14 protein-coding genes are annotated in these 16,230 nt (G+C 57.5%); 9 read left to right on the forward strand and 5 right to left on the reverse strand.

Annotation, left to right across the window (positions count from 1 at the left end):
* The first annotated feature begins 15 nt into the window (after positions 1–15).
* The 7 genes from ABJH13_RS01810 (at position 16) to kdsA (ending at position 7,087) form a co-directional block, all read left to right on the forward strand.
* A complete protein-coding gene (locus tag ABJH13_RS01810) occupies positions 16–864 on the forward strand; it encodes a tetratricopeptide repeat protein (RefSeq protein WP_348404505.1) in 849 nt (282 codons plus the stop codon).
* A gap of 5 nt (positions 865–869) precedes the next feature.
* Positions 870–1,367 (forward strand): prepilin peptidase, encoded by a 498-nt coding sequence (locus ABJH13_RS01815; RefSeq protein ID WP_348404506.1) that lies wholly within the window; start codon positions 870–872, stop codon positions 1,365–1,367.
* A 77-nt stretch (positions 1,368–1,444) separates the two neighbouring features.
* The gene (locus ABJH13_RS01820) at positions 1,445–2,752 is read left to right on the forward strand and encodes an ATPase (protein WP_348404507.1); all 1,308 of its coding nucleotides are present in this window, start codon (positions 1,445–1,447) and stop codon (positions 2,750–2,752) included.
* Between the two features lie 255 nt (positions 2,753–3,007).
* On the forward strand, positions 3,008–3,787 hold the full coding sequence (locus ABJH13_RS01825) for an ABC transporter permease subunit (protein WP_348404508.1): 780 nt from the start codon (positions 3,008–3,010) through the stop codon (positions 3,785–3,787).
* Positions 3,788–3,995: 208 nt separating this feature from the next.
* Positions 3,996–4,655: an ATP-binding cassette domain-containing protein gene (locus ABJH13_RS01830; RefSeq protein WP_348404509.1), complete on the forward strand. Its 660-nt coding sequence runs from the start codon at positions 3,996–3,998 to the stop codon at positions 4,653–4,655.
* A complete protein-coding gene (locus ABJH13_RS01835; RefSeq protein WP_348404510.1) occupies positions 4,633–6,252 on the forward strand; it encodes a capsule biosynthesis protein in 1,620 nt (539 codons plus the stop codon). Before ABJH13_RS01830 ends, ABJH13_RS01835 begins: the two co-directional genes overlap by 23 nt.
* A gap of 1 nt (position 6,253) precedes the next feature.
* Complete coding sequence (gene kdsA, locus ABJH13_RS01840; RefSeq protein WP_348404511.1) at positions 6,254–7,087, forward strand: 3-deoxy-8-phosphooctulonate synthase; 834 nt, start codon at positions 6,254–6,256, stop codon at positions 7,085–7,087.
* Positions 7,088–7,166: 79 nt separating this feature from the next.
* Here kdsA and ABJH13_RS01845 read toward each other — a convergent pair whose 3' ends face one another.
* Positions 7,167–9,101, reverse strand: coding sequence for an AsmA family protein (locus tag ABJH13_RS01845; protein ID WP_348404512.1), 1,935 nt, complete (start codon positions 9,099–9,101; stop codon positions 7,167–7,169).
* 49 nt (positions 9,102–9,150) lie between these two features.
* Here ABJH13_RS01845 and rimO point away from each other — a divergent pair, with 49 nt between their 5' ends.
* Together rimO and ABJH13_RS01855 are read left to right on the forward strand one after the other, a co-directional pair.
* Positions 9,151–10,524 (forward strand): 30S ribosomal protein S12 methylthiotransferase RimO, encoded by a 1,374-nt coding sequence (gene rimO / locus ABJH13_RS01850; RefSeq protein WP_348404513.1) that lies wholly within the window; start codon positions 9,151–9,153, stop codon positions 10,522–10,524.
* A 164-nt stretch (positions 10,525–10,688) separates the two neighbouring features.
* Positions 10,689–12,089, forward strand: coding sequence for a short-chain fatty acyl-CoA regulator family protein (locus tag ABJH13_RS01855; protein WP_348404514.1), 1,401 nt, complete (start codon positions 10,689–10,691; stop codon positions 12,087–12,089).
* On the opposite strand, the gene ABJH13_RS01860 is transcribed toward ABJH13_RS01855, so the two are convergent.
* From ABJH13_RS01860 to betB, 4 genes are all read right to left on the reverse strand, one after another.
* A complete protein-coding gene (locus ABJH13_RS01860) occupies positions 12,086–12,751 on the reverse strand; it encodes a thermonuclease family protein (RefSeq protein WP_348404515.1) in 666 nt (221 codons plus the stop codon). The two genes, ABJH13_RS01855 and ABJH13_RS01860, sit on opposite strands and share 4 nt — an antisense overlap.
* Before the next feature lie 65 nt (positions 12,752–12,816).
* Positions 12,817–14,475 (reverse strand): choline dehydrogenase, encoded by a 1,659-nt coding sequence (betA, locus tag ABJH13_RS01865; RefSeq protein ID WP_348404516.1) that lies wholly within the window; start codon positions 14,473–14,475, stop codon positions 12,817–12,819.
* Positions 14,476–14,486: 11 nt separating this feature from the next.
* On the reverse strand, positions 14,487–14,732 hold the full coding sequence (locus ABJH13_RS01870; protein ID WP_348404517.1) for a DUF6552 family protein: 246 nt from the start codon (positions 14,730–14,732) through the stop codon (positions 14,487–14,489).
* Positions 14,732–16,189, reverse strand: coding sequence for a betaine-aldehyde dehydrogenase (gene betB / locus ABJH13_RS01875; protein ID WP_348404518.1), 1,458 nt, complete (start codon positions 16,187–16,189; stop codon positions 14,732–14,734). Before betB ends, ABJH13_RS01870 begins: the two co-directional genes overlap by 1 nt.
* Positions 16,190–16,230 lie beyond the last annotated feature (41 nt).

Below are 16,230 nucleotides of genomic sequence, written 5' to 3' on the forward strand. Positions count from 1 at the left end.
AAAAGGACGCGAAAAATGCGCCACCCTATTCTTTTGACCGCCTGCCTAGTGGGCATAGCCCTTATCTCGGGTTGCGCCGGCAAAGGCACAGACGAAACGGTTGAGCGGGCGTTTCAAGACGTCAACGTCATTGATGAATCCAATCTCAACGACGTGATGCTCACGGTGGCCGACCCCAATGAGGCCGTCACCTATTTCAACCGCGCTTTGGCCAACAACTCAGACCGCATCGATCTGCAACGCGGTTTGGCCTACTCCTTGGTCCGCGCCAAGCGCTTTGCCGAAGCAGCGCCCGCATGGAAAAAGGTCACGCAGATGGACGCCGCCACCCCAGAGGACAGCGTCGCCTACGCCGATACGTTGATCCGCACCGGCGATTGGAAAACCGCCGAAGCGACGCTTGACGCCCTGCCCCCCACCCACGAGACGTTCAACCGCTACCGGTTGGAGGCGATGCTGGCTGACAGCAACGAAGAATGGACAAAATCCGACAGCTTTTATGAGATCGCCACCGGGTTGACGACCAAACCTTCGGGCGTGCTGAACAACTGGGGATATTCCAAGCTGACCCGCGGGGATTACACCGACGCAGAACGCCTTTTTGGGGAAGCAATCCGCCAAGATCCGACCCTCTTTACCGCCAAAAACAACCTCGTTTTGGCGCGCAGTGCCCAAGGCGATTACACCCTGCCCGTGATCCCAATGGACCAAACCGAACGCGCCCAACTGCTTCACACAATGGCGCTTTCGGCGATCAAACGAGGGGACGTGCGCACTGGGAAATCTCTGCTGCGCGATGCCATTGACACCCATCCGCAACATTTTGACCCGGCGGTGCGCGCACTGCAGGCTCTCGAAACCTGAACCGGGTGGCTCTGACTGCGACATCCGCCTTGTGGTTCCTGCCCTTTGTGCTGCCTCTATGTTTTTACGCAGCCTTCACCGATTTGGCGCACATGAAGATCACCAATCAAACAGTGGTGGTTTTGGCGCTGGTTTTCGTGATCGTTGGCCCCTTTGCCATGCCCGATTTTGAAACCTACCTGTGGCGGTTGGCCCAATTGGGGATCATGTTGGTATTGGGGATCGCGTTGAACGCCATCGGGGCCATGGGCGCAGGAGACGCCAAATTCATCGCCGCGGCGGCTCCGTTTGTTGCGGCGGGCGATTTACGATTGATCATGGCGTTGCTGGCCGCCACGTTGCTGGCCGCCTTTGCGACCCACAGGTTGGCCCGCGCCACCCGCCTGCGCCGCCTTGCGCCCGATTGGGCCAGTTGGGAGCAGACCAAAAAGTTCCCCATGGGGTTGGCATTGGGCATGACCCTTGCACTTTATTTGATCTTTGGGGCCTTCAACGGCGCTTGATTTACCGCATTTTCATGGGACCCGGTGCATAAATCGATACGTGCCGCATCGCACGCATCGCTGTCGAGGGCCACAAAATGAATATGCAAGCCTCTGATGTCTTGGCCCCGCAATCGCCACGCAGCCTAGACGACATGCAACTGCCCACGGTGATGATGCGCGACATTGTGTTAAAGACGATGTTTCGCAAGAATATCGACATGGTCACATCCCTAAGTGCGGCGATTTGCCTGCCGATCCCTGTGACACAAGAATTGGTCGACATGGCACGCGAACAACGGTTGCTTGAGGCGACGGGCACATTAAATGCCAATAACGGCAATGAAATGGGCTATCAATTGACCGAACAGGGCAAGGCCCGCGCGCTTGATGCGTTGGCGCAGTCAGAGTATTTTGGCGCAATGCCCGTCCCGCTTGATGTCTACGCCGCGCAGGTAAAACGTCAATCAGTCCGCAACATGCAAATAACACGGGCTCAATTGACAGGGGCCATGGGGCATTTGGTGCTGCCTGACGCCTTGCTGGGGCAACTGGGGCCGGCGGTCTCGGCGGGGCGTTCGATCCTGATGTATGGCCCTCCCGGGAACGGCAAATCATCAATCTCCAACGGGATCCGCGATGCCTTGGGCGACCACGTCTTTGTACCGCGCGCCATCGAATATGCCGGGCAAGTGATCACCCTTTATGACCCAATCGTGCATGCCGCCGTCCCTGTGCAGCCAGACGACCCGACCGCGTTGCGCCGCACCGCGAGTTTCGATCTGCGGTATGTGAAATGTGAACGGCCAACCGTTATTACCGGCGGTGAGCTCAGCCTTGATATGCTTGATCTTGTATACAACCCAACCGCACGGACGTATCAGGCGCCATTGCAGTTGAAATCAACTGGTGGAATTTTCATTGTCGACGATTTAGGTCGCCAGGCCGAACCGCCGCAGGCGTTGGTCAATCGCTGGATTGTGCCATTGGAAGAAAACAAAGACATTCTAGCCCTGCAATCGGGGGAAAAATTCGAGGCCCCCTTCGATACATTGGTGATATTCTCGACCAACTTCCACCCGAATGAGATTTTCGACCAGGCCGCCTTGCGCCGCATTTTCTTCAAGATCAAAATCGACGGCCCCAACCAAGAGAACTTCCTCAAGATCTTTGCGATGGTTGCCAAAAAACGGAATATGCCGCTGGATGAAGCCACCTTGGTGCATCTTCTCAAGGTCAAATATCCCGAGATCGATAACCTATACGCCAACTACCAGCCCATTTTTCTGATTGATCAGATGATTGCTATTTGCGATTTCGAAGGTCTGCCATATCAGATGACCCCTGACCTCATCGACCGCGCGTGGGACAACATGTTTGTTCAAAACGAACAGATTATAAGATAGCCATACGTCTTGACGTGACAGGCCTGCCAGAATGCCGCCGGCTAAGGAGACAATCATAAGAGTACATCGAAGGGCGGTATTTGGCCGATTGTTCCCACTGCATAATCTTTATTTATGAGCATTATTAATAGATTAAATCCCACCCCATGCCGACACAGCAACCAAGGCGCAATGCAGGTCACATCTATCCGCTGGTAAACGGCGCGCCTTTGCGCAACAGACTGTTGCCATGACCCAAAAGACAAATACCGCCCCATGAAAGCCGCCACCCTTTTCGATCATATGATCCTTGTTGCGGGTGCCGTTGTGATGATGGCTCCGGTGGTATTTTTGATCACACAGCTAGATCTTGCCCCTACCGCTCTGCGCGATCTTTTTGGCGGCCTTTGGCGGGATGGCGTCAACGGAACGGGCATAAATGGCGCACGCATGCTGGTCAATTCGTTCGTTTTGGCCGTCGGTGTTGCGGTCACCAAAACCATATTTTCCCTGATCGCCGCGTTTGCGTTGGTGTATTTCCGACTTCCCGGCAAAGAGGCTCTTTATGCCATCATCCTCATGGCCATGTTTTTTCCCATCGAAACCCGGATCCTGCCGACCTTTGCGGTGACACACCAATTGGGGTTGCTGAATACCTACGCGGGGATGATCCTGCCGATCGCGGCCAGCGGCTTGGGCGTTTTGGTCTTTCGCCAATCTCTCAAACGTATCCCCATTGACGTCATTGATGCCGCCAAAATCGATGGTGCAGGCCCGATGCGGATCTTGTTCGACATTATTATACCGATCCTGTCTCCGATGATTGGCGCCCTGTTTGTCATTTTATTCGTGCTGGGGTGGAACCAATACGTCTGGCCCATCATGACGAATACCATCACCCAAGACCATGATACATTGGTGCGCGGGCTAACTTATGCGGGCGCCGGGTCGCCGCTGGGTATCGCGTTGGCGTTGTTGGCGTTGCTGCCGCCCGCCGTGTTGGTTGTCGTTTTACAACGATGGTTGATGCGTGGGCTCACGGCGGGCATTCACTGACGTCTGCACCCACCATTAGGCGGATCCAAATCGCGATCTGTGGCAAGAAGGCAATGAACCGCGACAGACACGGCACGCTGCACGTCACGACGTTGTGCTTTTGTCTCCAATTAAGACATAATTATGTCTAACGCGATAATTCGACCCCATGCACCTTTGAAATCAGAGGTCACGTCGGCCCCGCAAAGTCACAGCAATCGGAGCATCCATGCTGTCGTTCGAAAATGTATCAAAGTCTTTTTGGACCGGTACGCAGCACAAGATCATCCTTGATCAGGTGTCTTTTCGCGTGGAATTGGGCAATTCCTTGGGCGTATTGGCACCCAATGGAACCGGCAAAACGACCCTGATCAACATGATTGCGGGGTTGGAAAAACCCGACGAAGGTGAGATCCGGCGCGAATGCAAAATCTCATTCCCATTGGGGTTCATGGGCGGGGTTGTGTCCAAGGTATCGGCCATGGAAAACGCGCGCTACATCGCCCGGCTCTATGGACTTGACCCCGACTACGTCGAAAGCTTTTGCCGGTGGTTGTGTGGTCTGGAAGAGTATTTTGACCAACCTGTGGGGACGTATTCGGCGGGCATGCGAGCCCGGTTTTCCTTTGCGCTGATGTTGGCTTTGGATTTTGACATGTACCTGATCGACGAAGGCATGCCCGGCACCACAGACGTGGAATTCAACCGCAAAGCAGGCGAAATCCTGCAAGAACGCCTGCGCACGACGACGATTATTATCGTCTCACACCGGGCTAAAACTCTTAGAAAATTCGCCCGTTCGGCCGCAGTTTTGCTGGATGGTAAATTACACATGTTCGACACTCTGGAAGAGGCGAAACGGCTTTATGACTACGAAACCGACAGCTAAAAAATTCCGGATCAAACGAACCGCGCGGCGCCCTGCCCCCCAACCAGAGGCGCCTCAAAAACCGCCCCAAGGGGACCCGGCACCTACGCCGCAGGCCAAGGCAAAACCGTCAAAGGAAAACAAAAAACCCGCCAAGGGCAGCGTCACCGCAGAGCTTGACGCGATCCGCGCAGAGGGGCTGACAGACCGGCAATTGCGCATGGCCCGAAGGGTTGCACATAAGAACGACCTCACTCCTACGAGCGATCTCGATGCGGTGCGGCTCTTGCGGCAAAAGGGGATCGACCCGTTTCAACGGTCAAATATGTTGGAGCTTGTTGTTCCCAAGACGGCCAATGAACCTGGCGATGGGAAACCCGACGCCAAAACGGGCCGCATTCAACTGCCACAAACCACGCCTTCGACGAAACATACGCTGCCCTCGACCGAACGGCTCAGCCCGGCAGACCAGCGCAGCAAACAGATCTCGGACATCCAGCGCGATATCACGCGACGCAGGCGGCGTAAGATGGGTTTGTTGCTGGCGCGTCTGGCGTTTTTTGTATTCTTACCCACGTTTGTTGCCGGTTGGTATTACTACACCATTGCCACCCCGATGTTTTCGACCAAATCGGAATTCTTGATCCTGCAGGCAGATGGTGCGGGTGGCGGCGGCTTTGGTGGTTTGTTGTCGGGCACCCAATTTGCGACGGCGACCGACAGTATTGCCGTACAGGGGTTTTTGACCTCCAAGGCTGCTATGCTAAAACTCGACGAAGAACACGGCTTTAAGACCCACTTCACACAGCCCGAGATTGATCCGATCCAGCGATTGACCGAAGACGCGTCAAATGAAGACACCTACAAGGTCTACAAAAAGAACGTCAAAGTAGGCTATGATCCGACCGAAGGCATGATCCGTATGGAGATCATCGCCGCCGATCCACAGGTAAGCGCGATATTCAGCGAGGCGTTGATCGGTTTCGCCGAAGCGCGGATCAACAGCCTCAGCGCCAAAAAGCGCGACGACCAAATGTCAGAGGCCCGCGCCGGTTTTCAAGAAGCAGACCAAGAGCGGCGCTCCGCCCAAGAAGCGTTGGTGAATTTGCAGCTGCAAGGTGACACGCTTGATCCACAGGCGGTGATTGTTGGGCTGCGCGCGCAGATCAATCAGGTCGAATTGCAACTGCTGGAAAAAGATCTGCAATTGGCTGCGTTGCTCGACAATATAAGGCCAAACCAGTCGCGGGTTGATGGGGTTCAGGGCGATGTCCGCCGTCTTAACACGCAGTTGTCAGCATTAAATGCGCGCATGACCGATGCCAGCCAAGGCGAAAATTCGCTGGCTCAGTTGAACGTTCGTATCCAATTGGCTCAGGCCGATCTGGCCACCCGTGACATGTTGCTGCAATCGGCCTTGCAGCAAATGGAACAAACCCGCGTCGAAGCCAACCGTCAGGTGCGGTATCTGACGGTCAGCGTCGAACCTGTGCCATCGCAAGAACCTAGCTATCCACGCAAATTCGAAAACACCCTAGTGGCCTTTCTTGTGTTTGCGGGTGTATATCTGATGGTCTCTTTGACTGCTTCCATTCTCCGTGAACAGGTGACCTCTTAATATGACCCATGTCTCCGTCGGCGATCTAACGATCGGTAATGACTGCCCGCTCACCATCATTGCGGGCCCGTGCCAGCTTGAAAGCGCAGACCACGCGCAGATGATTGCCGGCAAGATGAAAGAAGCCTGCGATGCGGCAGGCGCGCAATACGTGTTCAAGGCCTCGTATGACAAAGCCAACCGCACATCACTGGACGGCGCGCGCGGAATGGGTATCGACGAAGGCCTGAAGGTGCTGCAATCGGTGGGGCGCGCCAATGGCGTGCCGGTCATCACCGATGTGCACTCCGAGGCGCAATGCGCCATCGCCGCCGACGCGGTTGATATCATCCAGATCCCTGCATTTTTGTGCCGCCAGACGGATATGTTGATTGCCGCAGGCAAAACCGGGGCTGCGATTAACGTCAAAAAGGGCCAGTTCCTCGCGCCTTGGGAGATGGAGAACATCGTCACCAAGATCGAATCGACCGGCAACAAGCGCATTCTTTTGACCGAACGTGGCACCACCTTTGGCTATAATACTCTGGTCGTCGACATGCGTTCGTTGCCGCAGATGGCACAAACCGGATACCCGGTGGTGATGGATGCGACCCATTCGGTGCAACAACCCGGTGGGCGTGGCGGGTCATCGGGTGGCCAGCGCGAATTCGCCCCCGTGATGGCACGCGCAGCGGCCGCCATCGGCGTGGGTGCGATTTTCATGGAAACCCATCAAGATCCAGACAACGCGCCCTGTGATGGGCCAAATATGATCTATCTGGACCAGATGCCCGCGTTGATCGAAACGCTGATGGCCTTTGATACCTTAGCCAAGGCCAAACCGCTGCAATTCTAAGACACCCGCGCGTTGCCAGACACGTAAGTATTCACAGCGGCGGCCCCGGATTTCACCACCGGTGGCCGCCGACAGACCATCAATCAAACAACTTGCGCAGCAACTTGTCCTTGACCTTGTCTTTGACGGCATCTTCGGTCGATTGCCCCTCTGTTGCAGACACCCCCAACCGCTCGCCAAGCTCTTCTTTCACCTTATTTTCAAGCTCTTCCGCTTTGGCGTCTATTTCCGCCTCAAAGGCCGCCTCAAGATCCGGGCGGATAGAAATATCCGACCACGGCCCCGAAAACCGCACCGGGATAGACACACCCTGTCCGCTATTCGCGCGCAATGCGATTGGTGTGGCCGTGTAATCTACGGTCTGCGTCCCCAATCCGACAACGCCTTTGCCAGTGGCGCGATAATTTGACAGCTGCAGTTCCAGATCATTGTTGCTCAGAACGCCCTTCGCAATTGTCCATGTCCCGCCCAGACTGTCGAACACCGTCGTCCCGCCTGTTGTGTCGCCCGACCGCATCAGCCTGTCGAGGTCAAAGCCCTGAATGGTGCCGCGCCCGATCTGAACCGACCCGTCGCCCGACAAAGATCGCATGATCGCATCCACCGATGCCCCGGACCCCAAAAACGACATGCGCGCGTCGCCTTGCCCAGTCAGACGGTCCAGCCCCGCGGCGTCAATCAAGACCGGCTGCATCTGGATCGCTTGGGCCGCCAAACGCCCCCCAACCGACAAACCAGCCCGGTTGTTGATCACAAATTCACCCGTAACCGTGCCGCCATAAGCCGCAACGTCGCGCAACTCGAACACCATGCGCGACGCATCATTACGCAGCAAAGCCCGCGTGGGCCCCAGCGCAAATTGCCCCAGATCGATGCTTTGAGCGGTCAAGGCAACCTCGCCATTGAGGGCAGCTAAACCACTGGCATCAATGGGGTCTTTTGGCCATCCGGTCGTCGCAGCGCCCCCGGCCGAACCACCCGCCCCGGTGGGCGCGCTGTCCGTAGACATATCGAAATTGCCCAAATCCAGTTGCGCGTTCACCTGTGGCACACCGTTCAGCCCGATGTCAGCGGCACCTGTGATTTGATTAGCCTCAAGCCCGACAACAAGGTCGCGCAACGCCAGCTTGCGATCCGGGGTCAGCGTCAGGGACGTGCGCAGATCAATGCTGCGCCCCAGATTTTCCGGCAGGTCCACCGCAGCCAACCCAAGGGTCTGCAAAAACGCGCCTGTCGTGGCCGTCTTGACCGCTAGATCACCAGCAACCGCACCCGCCGTGTTGCCCCGGCCTTCGAATGTGACCGACCCGGCATCCGTTTCGACCGCAGCCGTAATGGCCTGTGTTTCGCCGGTGATAAACCCCGCAAAACCGTCGATGACCGCATCAACCTGCACCGGCGTTCCGTTGGGCCGCAGGGCTGCCGAAATCTGTGCAGGGCCCAACCGTTCGGGCCAATCAAGGGTCAGATCCACCCCCTCATACGACACCAAATCACTGCCCTCGGCATCGTAGATCAGGCGCGCATCGGTAATTTTCACGCGGGCGATGCTGATGGATCGCGCCGGGCGTTCGGGGGTTGTTTCGGTTTCGATCTGGGCAGTTCCGGTGGCGTCGGTGAACTGCCAACTCGCACGCCCATCAGCCCGTTGTTCGAGGCGTAGCGTGGGGCTTTGGGCTTCGATGTTGGTGATCTCGATATCACCGCGCAACAGCGCCATCGCGTTCACGCCAATGGCGGTATTGGCGGCCTGCAACATCGGCCCTTGTTCGGACCAATCGGCATTCCCGACCTCTAGCCCCTCGGCGCGGACCCCGATAACAGGCCAAAAGCTCAATGCGACATCGCCCGTGATCGACACATCGCGCCCCGTCGCGGCCCGCAATTGTTCTGCCGCAATCTTGGCCACACGTTCTGCCGGTAAAAACAACACCAAGCCAATGATCACCCCCACAAGAACGACCATCAGTCCAACCAACCGCAGCACCCATTTCATGCCCGTCTCCTCACCCATTTTCTACGGCCCCTTTTCGGAGCCTCCTACATCTACTATAGCCCAAGTCATGAACACAAACCCACCCAACTTGCGCCCCGATCTTGCCCCAAGCCCCAAACTGCGCGACAGCACCCGCAGCGGCCAGCCCACAATTGGGATGGTCAGCCTTGGTTGTCCCAAAGCGCTGGTGGACAGTGAACGCATCCTGACGCGGTTGCGCGCCGAGGGCTATGGCATTTCGCCAGATTATTCAGGCGCTGATGCGGTGATCGTCAACACCTGCGGTTTTTTAGACAGCGCCAAGGCTGAAAGCCTGTCCGCGATTGGCGAAGCATTGTCGGAAAACGGCCGGGTGATTGTGACGGGATGTTTGGGCGCAGAACGCGATTACATCACCGGCGCGCACCCCAGCGTGCTGGCTGTGACCGGCCCGCATCAATATGAACAGGTACTTGACGCGGTGCATAACGCGGTGCCGCCCAGCCCCGACCCCTTTGTGGATCTGCTGCCAGCGTCCGGTGTTAGCCTGACCCCGCGACATTTCAGCTATCTCAAGATTTCCGAAGGGTGCAACCACAAGTGCAAATTTTGCATAATCCCCGATATGCGCGGACGTTTGGCCAGCCGCCCCGCCCATGCGGTGTTGCGCGAGGCCGAAAAGCTGGTGGACAATGGCGTCAAGGAACTGCTGGTGATCAGTCAGGATACCTCGGCATATGGGGTTGATATCAAGCACGCCCAAGACAGGGGCCACCGCGCGCATATCACCGATTTGGCCCGCGATTTAGGCAGCTTGGGCGCATGGGTGCGGCTGCATTACGTCTACCCTTATCCACATGTACGCCAGCTTATTCCGCTTATGGCTGAGGGGTTGGTGCTACCGTATCTCGACATCCCGTTTCAACACGCCAACCCCGATGTCTTAAAACGTATGGCGCGACCTGCGGCGGCCGCGCGGACCCTTGATGAAATCGCCGCCTGGCGCGATATTTGCCCCGACCTAACGCTACGATCCACGTTTATTGTGGGATACCCCGGCGAGACAGAGTCAGAATTCCAAACCTTGCTGGATTGGCTGGACGAGGCGCAGTTGGACCGTGTAGGTTGTTTTCAATACGAAAATGTCGAAGGTGCGCGGTCAAACGCTCTGCCCGATCATGTACCCGCAGAGGTAAAACAGGACCGGTGGGATCGTTTCATGACCAAAGCTCAGGCGATCTCTGAGTCAAAACTTGCAGCGAAGGTTGGCCAACGTATGCAGGTCATCGTGGATGAAATCGACGCAGACGCCGCCACCTGCCGTACCAAGGCGGATGCGCCCGAGATTGATGGAAACCTTTTTATTGATGCGGGGTTTGACGGGTTGTCAGTGGGCGATATTGTCGACGTTGAGGTCGACGAGGCCGGTGAATACGACCTGTGGGGGCGGCTGATCGCCTAGCCCATTCCAGATCGCGCGGGAACGAAGTTTTTTCGCAAATAGGCCACCTATTGCGGCCCGTTAAACGAGATATTAACCAACATAAGCGCACCTTGATCAAATTAGTTTGCAAAGGTATCTTTGGCTATTCTGCAAATTTGCAAACCCACAAAAAAGGCGCGGGGATGGCGACACAAAAACTATACGCTGGGGCAAAACTCCGGGAACTTCGGACCCGGTTGGGCCTGACGCAAAAGGACTTTGCAGCAAAGCTTGGCGTATCGCTCCCCTACCTGAACCAGATGGAAAACAACAACAGGCCGGTCTCAACCACTGTTGTTTTGGCGTTGGCGCAGGAATTTGGCATCGATGTCACCGAACTAAGCACCGGCGACAGTGAGCGGCTGGTCACCGACATGCGCGAAGCCATGGCGGACCCATTGTTTGCAGACGCCCTGCCCCCCCTTGCCGATCTACGTCTTGCCGCGTCAAACGCCCCGGCCTTTGCCCGGTCGTTTCTGTCATTGCACCGCAATTACCGACAAATGCAGGAACGTTTGGCCTCGCTCGACGAAGCATTGGGCCGCGAAGATGGCCGTGCCACCCCTAGCCCATGGGAAGAAGTGCGTGACTTCTTTCACTATTGCGACAATTACATCGATGCCGTCGACCGCGCGGCCGAACATTTTGCGATCAAGGAAGGCGGGCACCACAACATCAGGGTGGCGGCGGTATCCACCCTTGGAAATTCGGACGTCACGGTGGCGTTTGCGGATACCGACAAATTGCGCAGCTTTGACGCACAAACCAAAACGGTCACTTTGTCCCGCCGCGCGCCCCCCGAAAGCCAGACGTTTCAGCTCCTCTTGCAGGTCGCGTTGATCAAACAAGATCCGCTGCTCGAAGCGACGCTCGATTCAGCGCGGTTTCACACCGCCGAGGCCCGCGCTATCGCCAAGATCGGGCTGGCCAATTACTTTGCCGGGGCGGCATTGATGCCCTATGCGAACTTCCTGCAACATGCCCGCGAATACCGCCATGATGTCGAAGCTCTGGCCGGGCAGTTTGGCGCATCTATCGAACAGGTCGCGCACCGGCTATCGACCCTGCAACGCCCCGGCGCCAAAGGTATTCCGTTCTTTTTTGTGCGTGTCGATCAAGCCGGGACAATCACAAAACGTCATTCCGCAACGCGGTTGCAATTTGCCCGGTTCGGCGGGGCCTGCCCCTTATGGAATGTGCATCGCGCGTTTGAATTGCCCAGCCAATTCTTGCGCCAACTCGCGGAAACCCCGGATGGGGTGCGCTATATCAGCTTGGCGCGCGACGTCTCCAAACCTGCCGGGCGGTTCGGCGCGCCCGTGCGCCGCTATGCGATCGCGCTTGGGTGCGATATCAGCCATGCCCAAGATCTGGTCTATGCCGATGGCTTGGATCTCAGCCGCGATGGATCGTTTGAACCCATTGGAATTTCGTGCAGAATCTGTGAACGCGTGCAGTGTCATCAACGTGCATTGCCCCCGCTTGAACGCAAATTGCACGTAGATCCCCACCAACGGGACCTTCTACCTTACCAGATCAATTAGCGTTTGGCCGCGCGCCAGCCTGCTGCCCGCGCGTCTGCGGCAGAACAAAACCAACGTTCATCTTGGTCTGTGCGAATGCCTGTACGGGCGTAATAACGCTGCCCCGGTGTGTGATAGATCTTGGTGCCGGTGCTGGAAATATTGCCCTTTATCACGCAGGCTGGGTCTGCGGGGCCCGATGCAGCCGCGTGGGTTTTGCGAAAGTCAGATGGGTTTTGAACACGGCCCGCATGCAGCCCCGCGTCACGAATTGCGGCACCTTTTTCAGCAAACACATACTCATCCGCGTACTTGCGATACGCAAAGGCCAGACCTTCGCTGACCAATTCATGGCCGACATCCTGCCCATCGACGCTACACCGGGCCACAACGCGGTCATATTTGTCTGTGGTGATGGCCTCGCAAACGGCCAAACGGCCGCTAAAAAGCGTCGTGACTTGGTCAATCACCCACGCGCCGCAGTCCCAAGCCCGGCCCTGTTTGGTTGTGCAGGTTTGGGCCGCCTCTGGTGCGTCAATCCCGAACAGGCGCACGCGGGTTCCGGCCACATCAATGGTATCGCCATCCACAACACGGACAGCACCAGAAAACGCGGCCTGCGCGTTGGTGGCAACGGGGGCTGACACGGCGGCGGCCAGCAAGGCAATCAATAATGTACGCATGGGGCCGGTATGGCGGCCGCCCCCATGTCGCGCAAGCGTTTTCATTAACGGCGGTTAATGGGCCGTTAACGCTGGGTGGTTTGCCAATCGGGGTGCACCCACGGGCCGTCGTTTGACCGGCTCAACGGGTCACGCCCCAACAGATGGTCCGACACCTTTTCACCCACCAAAATCGACGGCGCATTCAAGTTGCCATTGGTGATCCGTGGGAACACACTGCTGTCGGCCACGCGCAGCCCGTCAACACCTATGACACGCGCCTGCGGATCCACGACCGCCGTGGCGTCATCCGCACGGCCCATCCGACACGTCCCGCAGGGGTGGTATGCGCTTTCGGCGTGCTCGGCGATGAACCCGTTCAAATCGTCATCCGATTGCAGCGCAGCCCCCGGTTGGATCTCGTGCTTGACGAAGGGTTTGAACGCGTCTTGGCCGAAAATCTCGCGGGTAAGCCGCAGGCAGGCGCGGAAATCGGCCCAATCCTGATCGGTCGACATATAGTTGAATGCAATGCGCGGCGCAGCGGCGGCGTCTGCCGATGCCAGTGTCACCGCCCCACGCGAAGGCGACCGCATCGGGCCGACATGCGCCTGAAACCCATGCCCTTCGGCGGCGACCTTACCGTCATACCGCACGGCCAACGGCAAGAAATGAAACTGAACATCGGGGTATTCAACCCCCGCCCGAGACCGGATGAACCCGGCGCTTTCAAACTGATTAGACGCGCCAAACCCGCGTTTGAACAACAACCATTGCGCCCCGATCACCGCCTTGGACAGCACATTCCAGTGCCGGTAAAGCGTGACGGGTTGGCTCGCCGCCATCTGGAAATAGACCTCGAGGTGGTCTTGCAAATTTTGCCCCACGCCGGGTCTGTCAGCCACCACATCAATGCCATGCTCGGCCAAATGTGCCGCAGGCCCAATGCCCGACAGCATCAGCAACTTGGGCGAATTGATCGATGACGCCGCCAACACGACCTCGCGGGTAGCCGAGATAACCTGAGTGCGGTCGCCCTGACGGATCTGCACACCCGTTGCGCGCCCCTCTTCGATGACCACACGTTCGGCCAACCCGTTGACCACCGTACAACGTCCCGTGGCGATCGCCGGGCGCAGGTAGGCATTGGCCGCTGACCAACGCCGCCCCTTCCAGACGGTTTGCTCCATCGGGCCAAAGCCCTCTTGTTGGTAGCCGTTGTAATCATCGGTCGTCTCGTACCCGGCCTGACGCCCGGCATCGACGAACGCGTGATACAACGGATTTTTGCGCGGCCCACGGCTGACGTGCATCGGCCCATCGGTGCCCCGCCACGCGGTATCGCCGCCATGGCCACCGTCATGCCAGGTTTCCATCCGTTTGTAATAGGGCAGCACGTCTGCATAAGACCATCCATCCGCGCCTTGGTCTGCCCAATGGTCGAAATCTTTGGCGTGCCCTCGCACATAGACCATTCCGTTGATGCTGGACGATCCGCCGATTACCTTACCACGCGGGCAGGCCAGCCGACGGTTGTTCAAATGCGGTTCAAGCTCGGATGTATAGCCCCAGTCATAGCGCTTCATGTTCATCGGATACGACAGCGCCGCGGGCATCTGAATGAAGGGGCCCGCGTCTGTCCCGCCGTGTTCGATCACGATCACCGACGCGCCCGCAGCGCTAAGCCGGTATGCCATGGCGCAACCCGCGCTTCCGGCACCCACAATCACAAAATCTGCTTGCATTGATGAAATCCTCAGGCGTTCAAATAGCCGATAAAAAGAGAGATAAACGCGCCGACATGCACCACCATAATGGCTTTGTCGCGCCACATGACACCGACGGCGAACCACAAGAAAATACCAACGAAAAACGCAAATATATTCCAAGGCACGATGTTCAACCCCGTCAGGCCATAGCCGATCAACTGGATGATGGTGGCCACCCATTTGACAGCGTCTACGAATTTCCAACCCGTTTGGGGGTGATCTGACGTCGACATTAGAAAGGCGCCTCTAGGTCGCCCATCCGCACGTAAACGGATTTTAGCTGGCTGTAATATGCGATGGCCGCTTTGGAGTTTTCACGCCCAACGCCTGATGCCTTTGACCCGCCAAACGGGGCCTCTACGGGGGCATCGTTGTAGGTGTTGATAAAACATGTGCCCGCTTCGAAATTCGCGGCAACCCGGTGCGCGCGCGCCAGATCGCGGGTAAACACGCCCGCCGCCAAGCCAAATTCGGTGTCATTGGCGCGCGCCATAACGTCCGCTTCGTCGGTGAAATCCAAGACCGCCATCACCGGCCCAAAGATCTCCTCGCGCGCGATGGCCATGTCGTCGGTGACATCGGCAAACACAGTGGGCTGTATGTAGAACCCGTCGCGGTCCAGACGTTCCCCGCCGCACACCAGCCGCGCACCTTCTTGCGTGCCCTTTGCAATGTAGCCCTGTACGATTTGCAACTGTCGTTCGGACACCATCGGGCCAAAGCTGGTTTCAGGCTGCATCGGGTCGCCGATGACGGCGTTTTGCAAACGTTCGCTGAGCCGCGCCAAAAAGGCCTCCTTGATGTCCGCGTGTACAAACACCCGTGTCCCGTTTGAGCACACCTGCCCCGAGGAATAGAAATTACCCAAAATCGCACCGCTGACGGCGTTTTCGATATCAGCGTCATCAAAAATGATGATCGGGGATTTACCGCCCAATTCCATGGTGACGTGTTTCATGCCCGCGGCGGCGGCGGCATAAACCTTGCGCCCGGTGGGTACGGAGCCGGTCAGCGATACTTTGTCTACGCGCGCATCGGTGACCAGCTCAGCGCCGACATCGCCCAGCCCTTGCAGGACGTTAAACACCCCTGCCGGCAGCCCCGCTTCGTGCAGGATCTCGGCGACTTTCAACGCCGAAAGTGGCGTGGTTTCGGACGGTTTAAAGATCATCGTATTGCCGCAAGCCAACGCGGGCGCGGCCTTCCAGCAGGCGATTTGCGTGGGGTAATTCCACGCGCCGATACCCACACACAGGCCAAGCGGTTCGCGGCGGGTATACACCCAATCCTCGCCCAGCTGGATGTGTTCGCCGGTCAACGTGGCCGCCATGCCACCGAAATATTCAAGCGCATCGGCGCCGCTGGTCGCATCTGCAACGCTGGTTTCTTGATAGGGTTTGCCGGTGTCGTGGGTTTCTAAAACCGACAGGTCATGATTGCGCGCGCGCATGATATCAGCCGCGCGGCGCAGGATACGGCCACGTTCGGTTCCGGTCATTGCGGCCCACGTCTTTTGCGCCGCGCGCGCGCCGGTGATGGCACGCTCGATCAACGCTGGCGTGGCTGCATGCACGGTCGCGATTTGCGCGCCCGTTGCGGGGTAGATCACCTCGATGGGGGTGCCTGCCGTGTCTTCGACGTATTCACCGTTGATGAAATGGCTGGCGGTCGGTTGTGTTGGGTAGGTCATAATCGTCTCCGGCGGGCATAATTGAGGAATGGTAAAGAAAT

It is taken from the genome of Roseobacter sp. (genome assembly GCF_039970775.1).
Classification (GTDB): Bacteria; Pseudomonadota; Alphaproteobacteria; order Rhodobacterales; family Rhodobacteraceae; genus Roseobacter.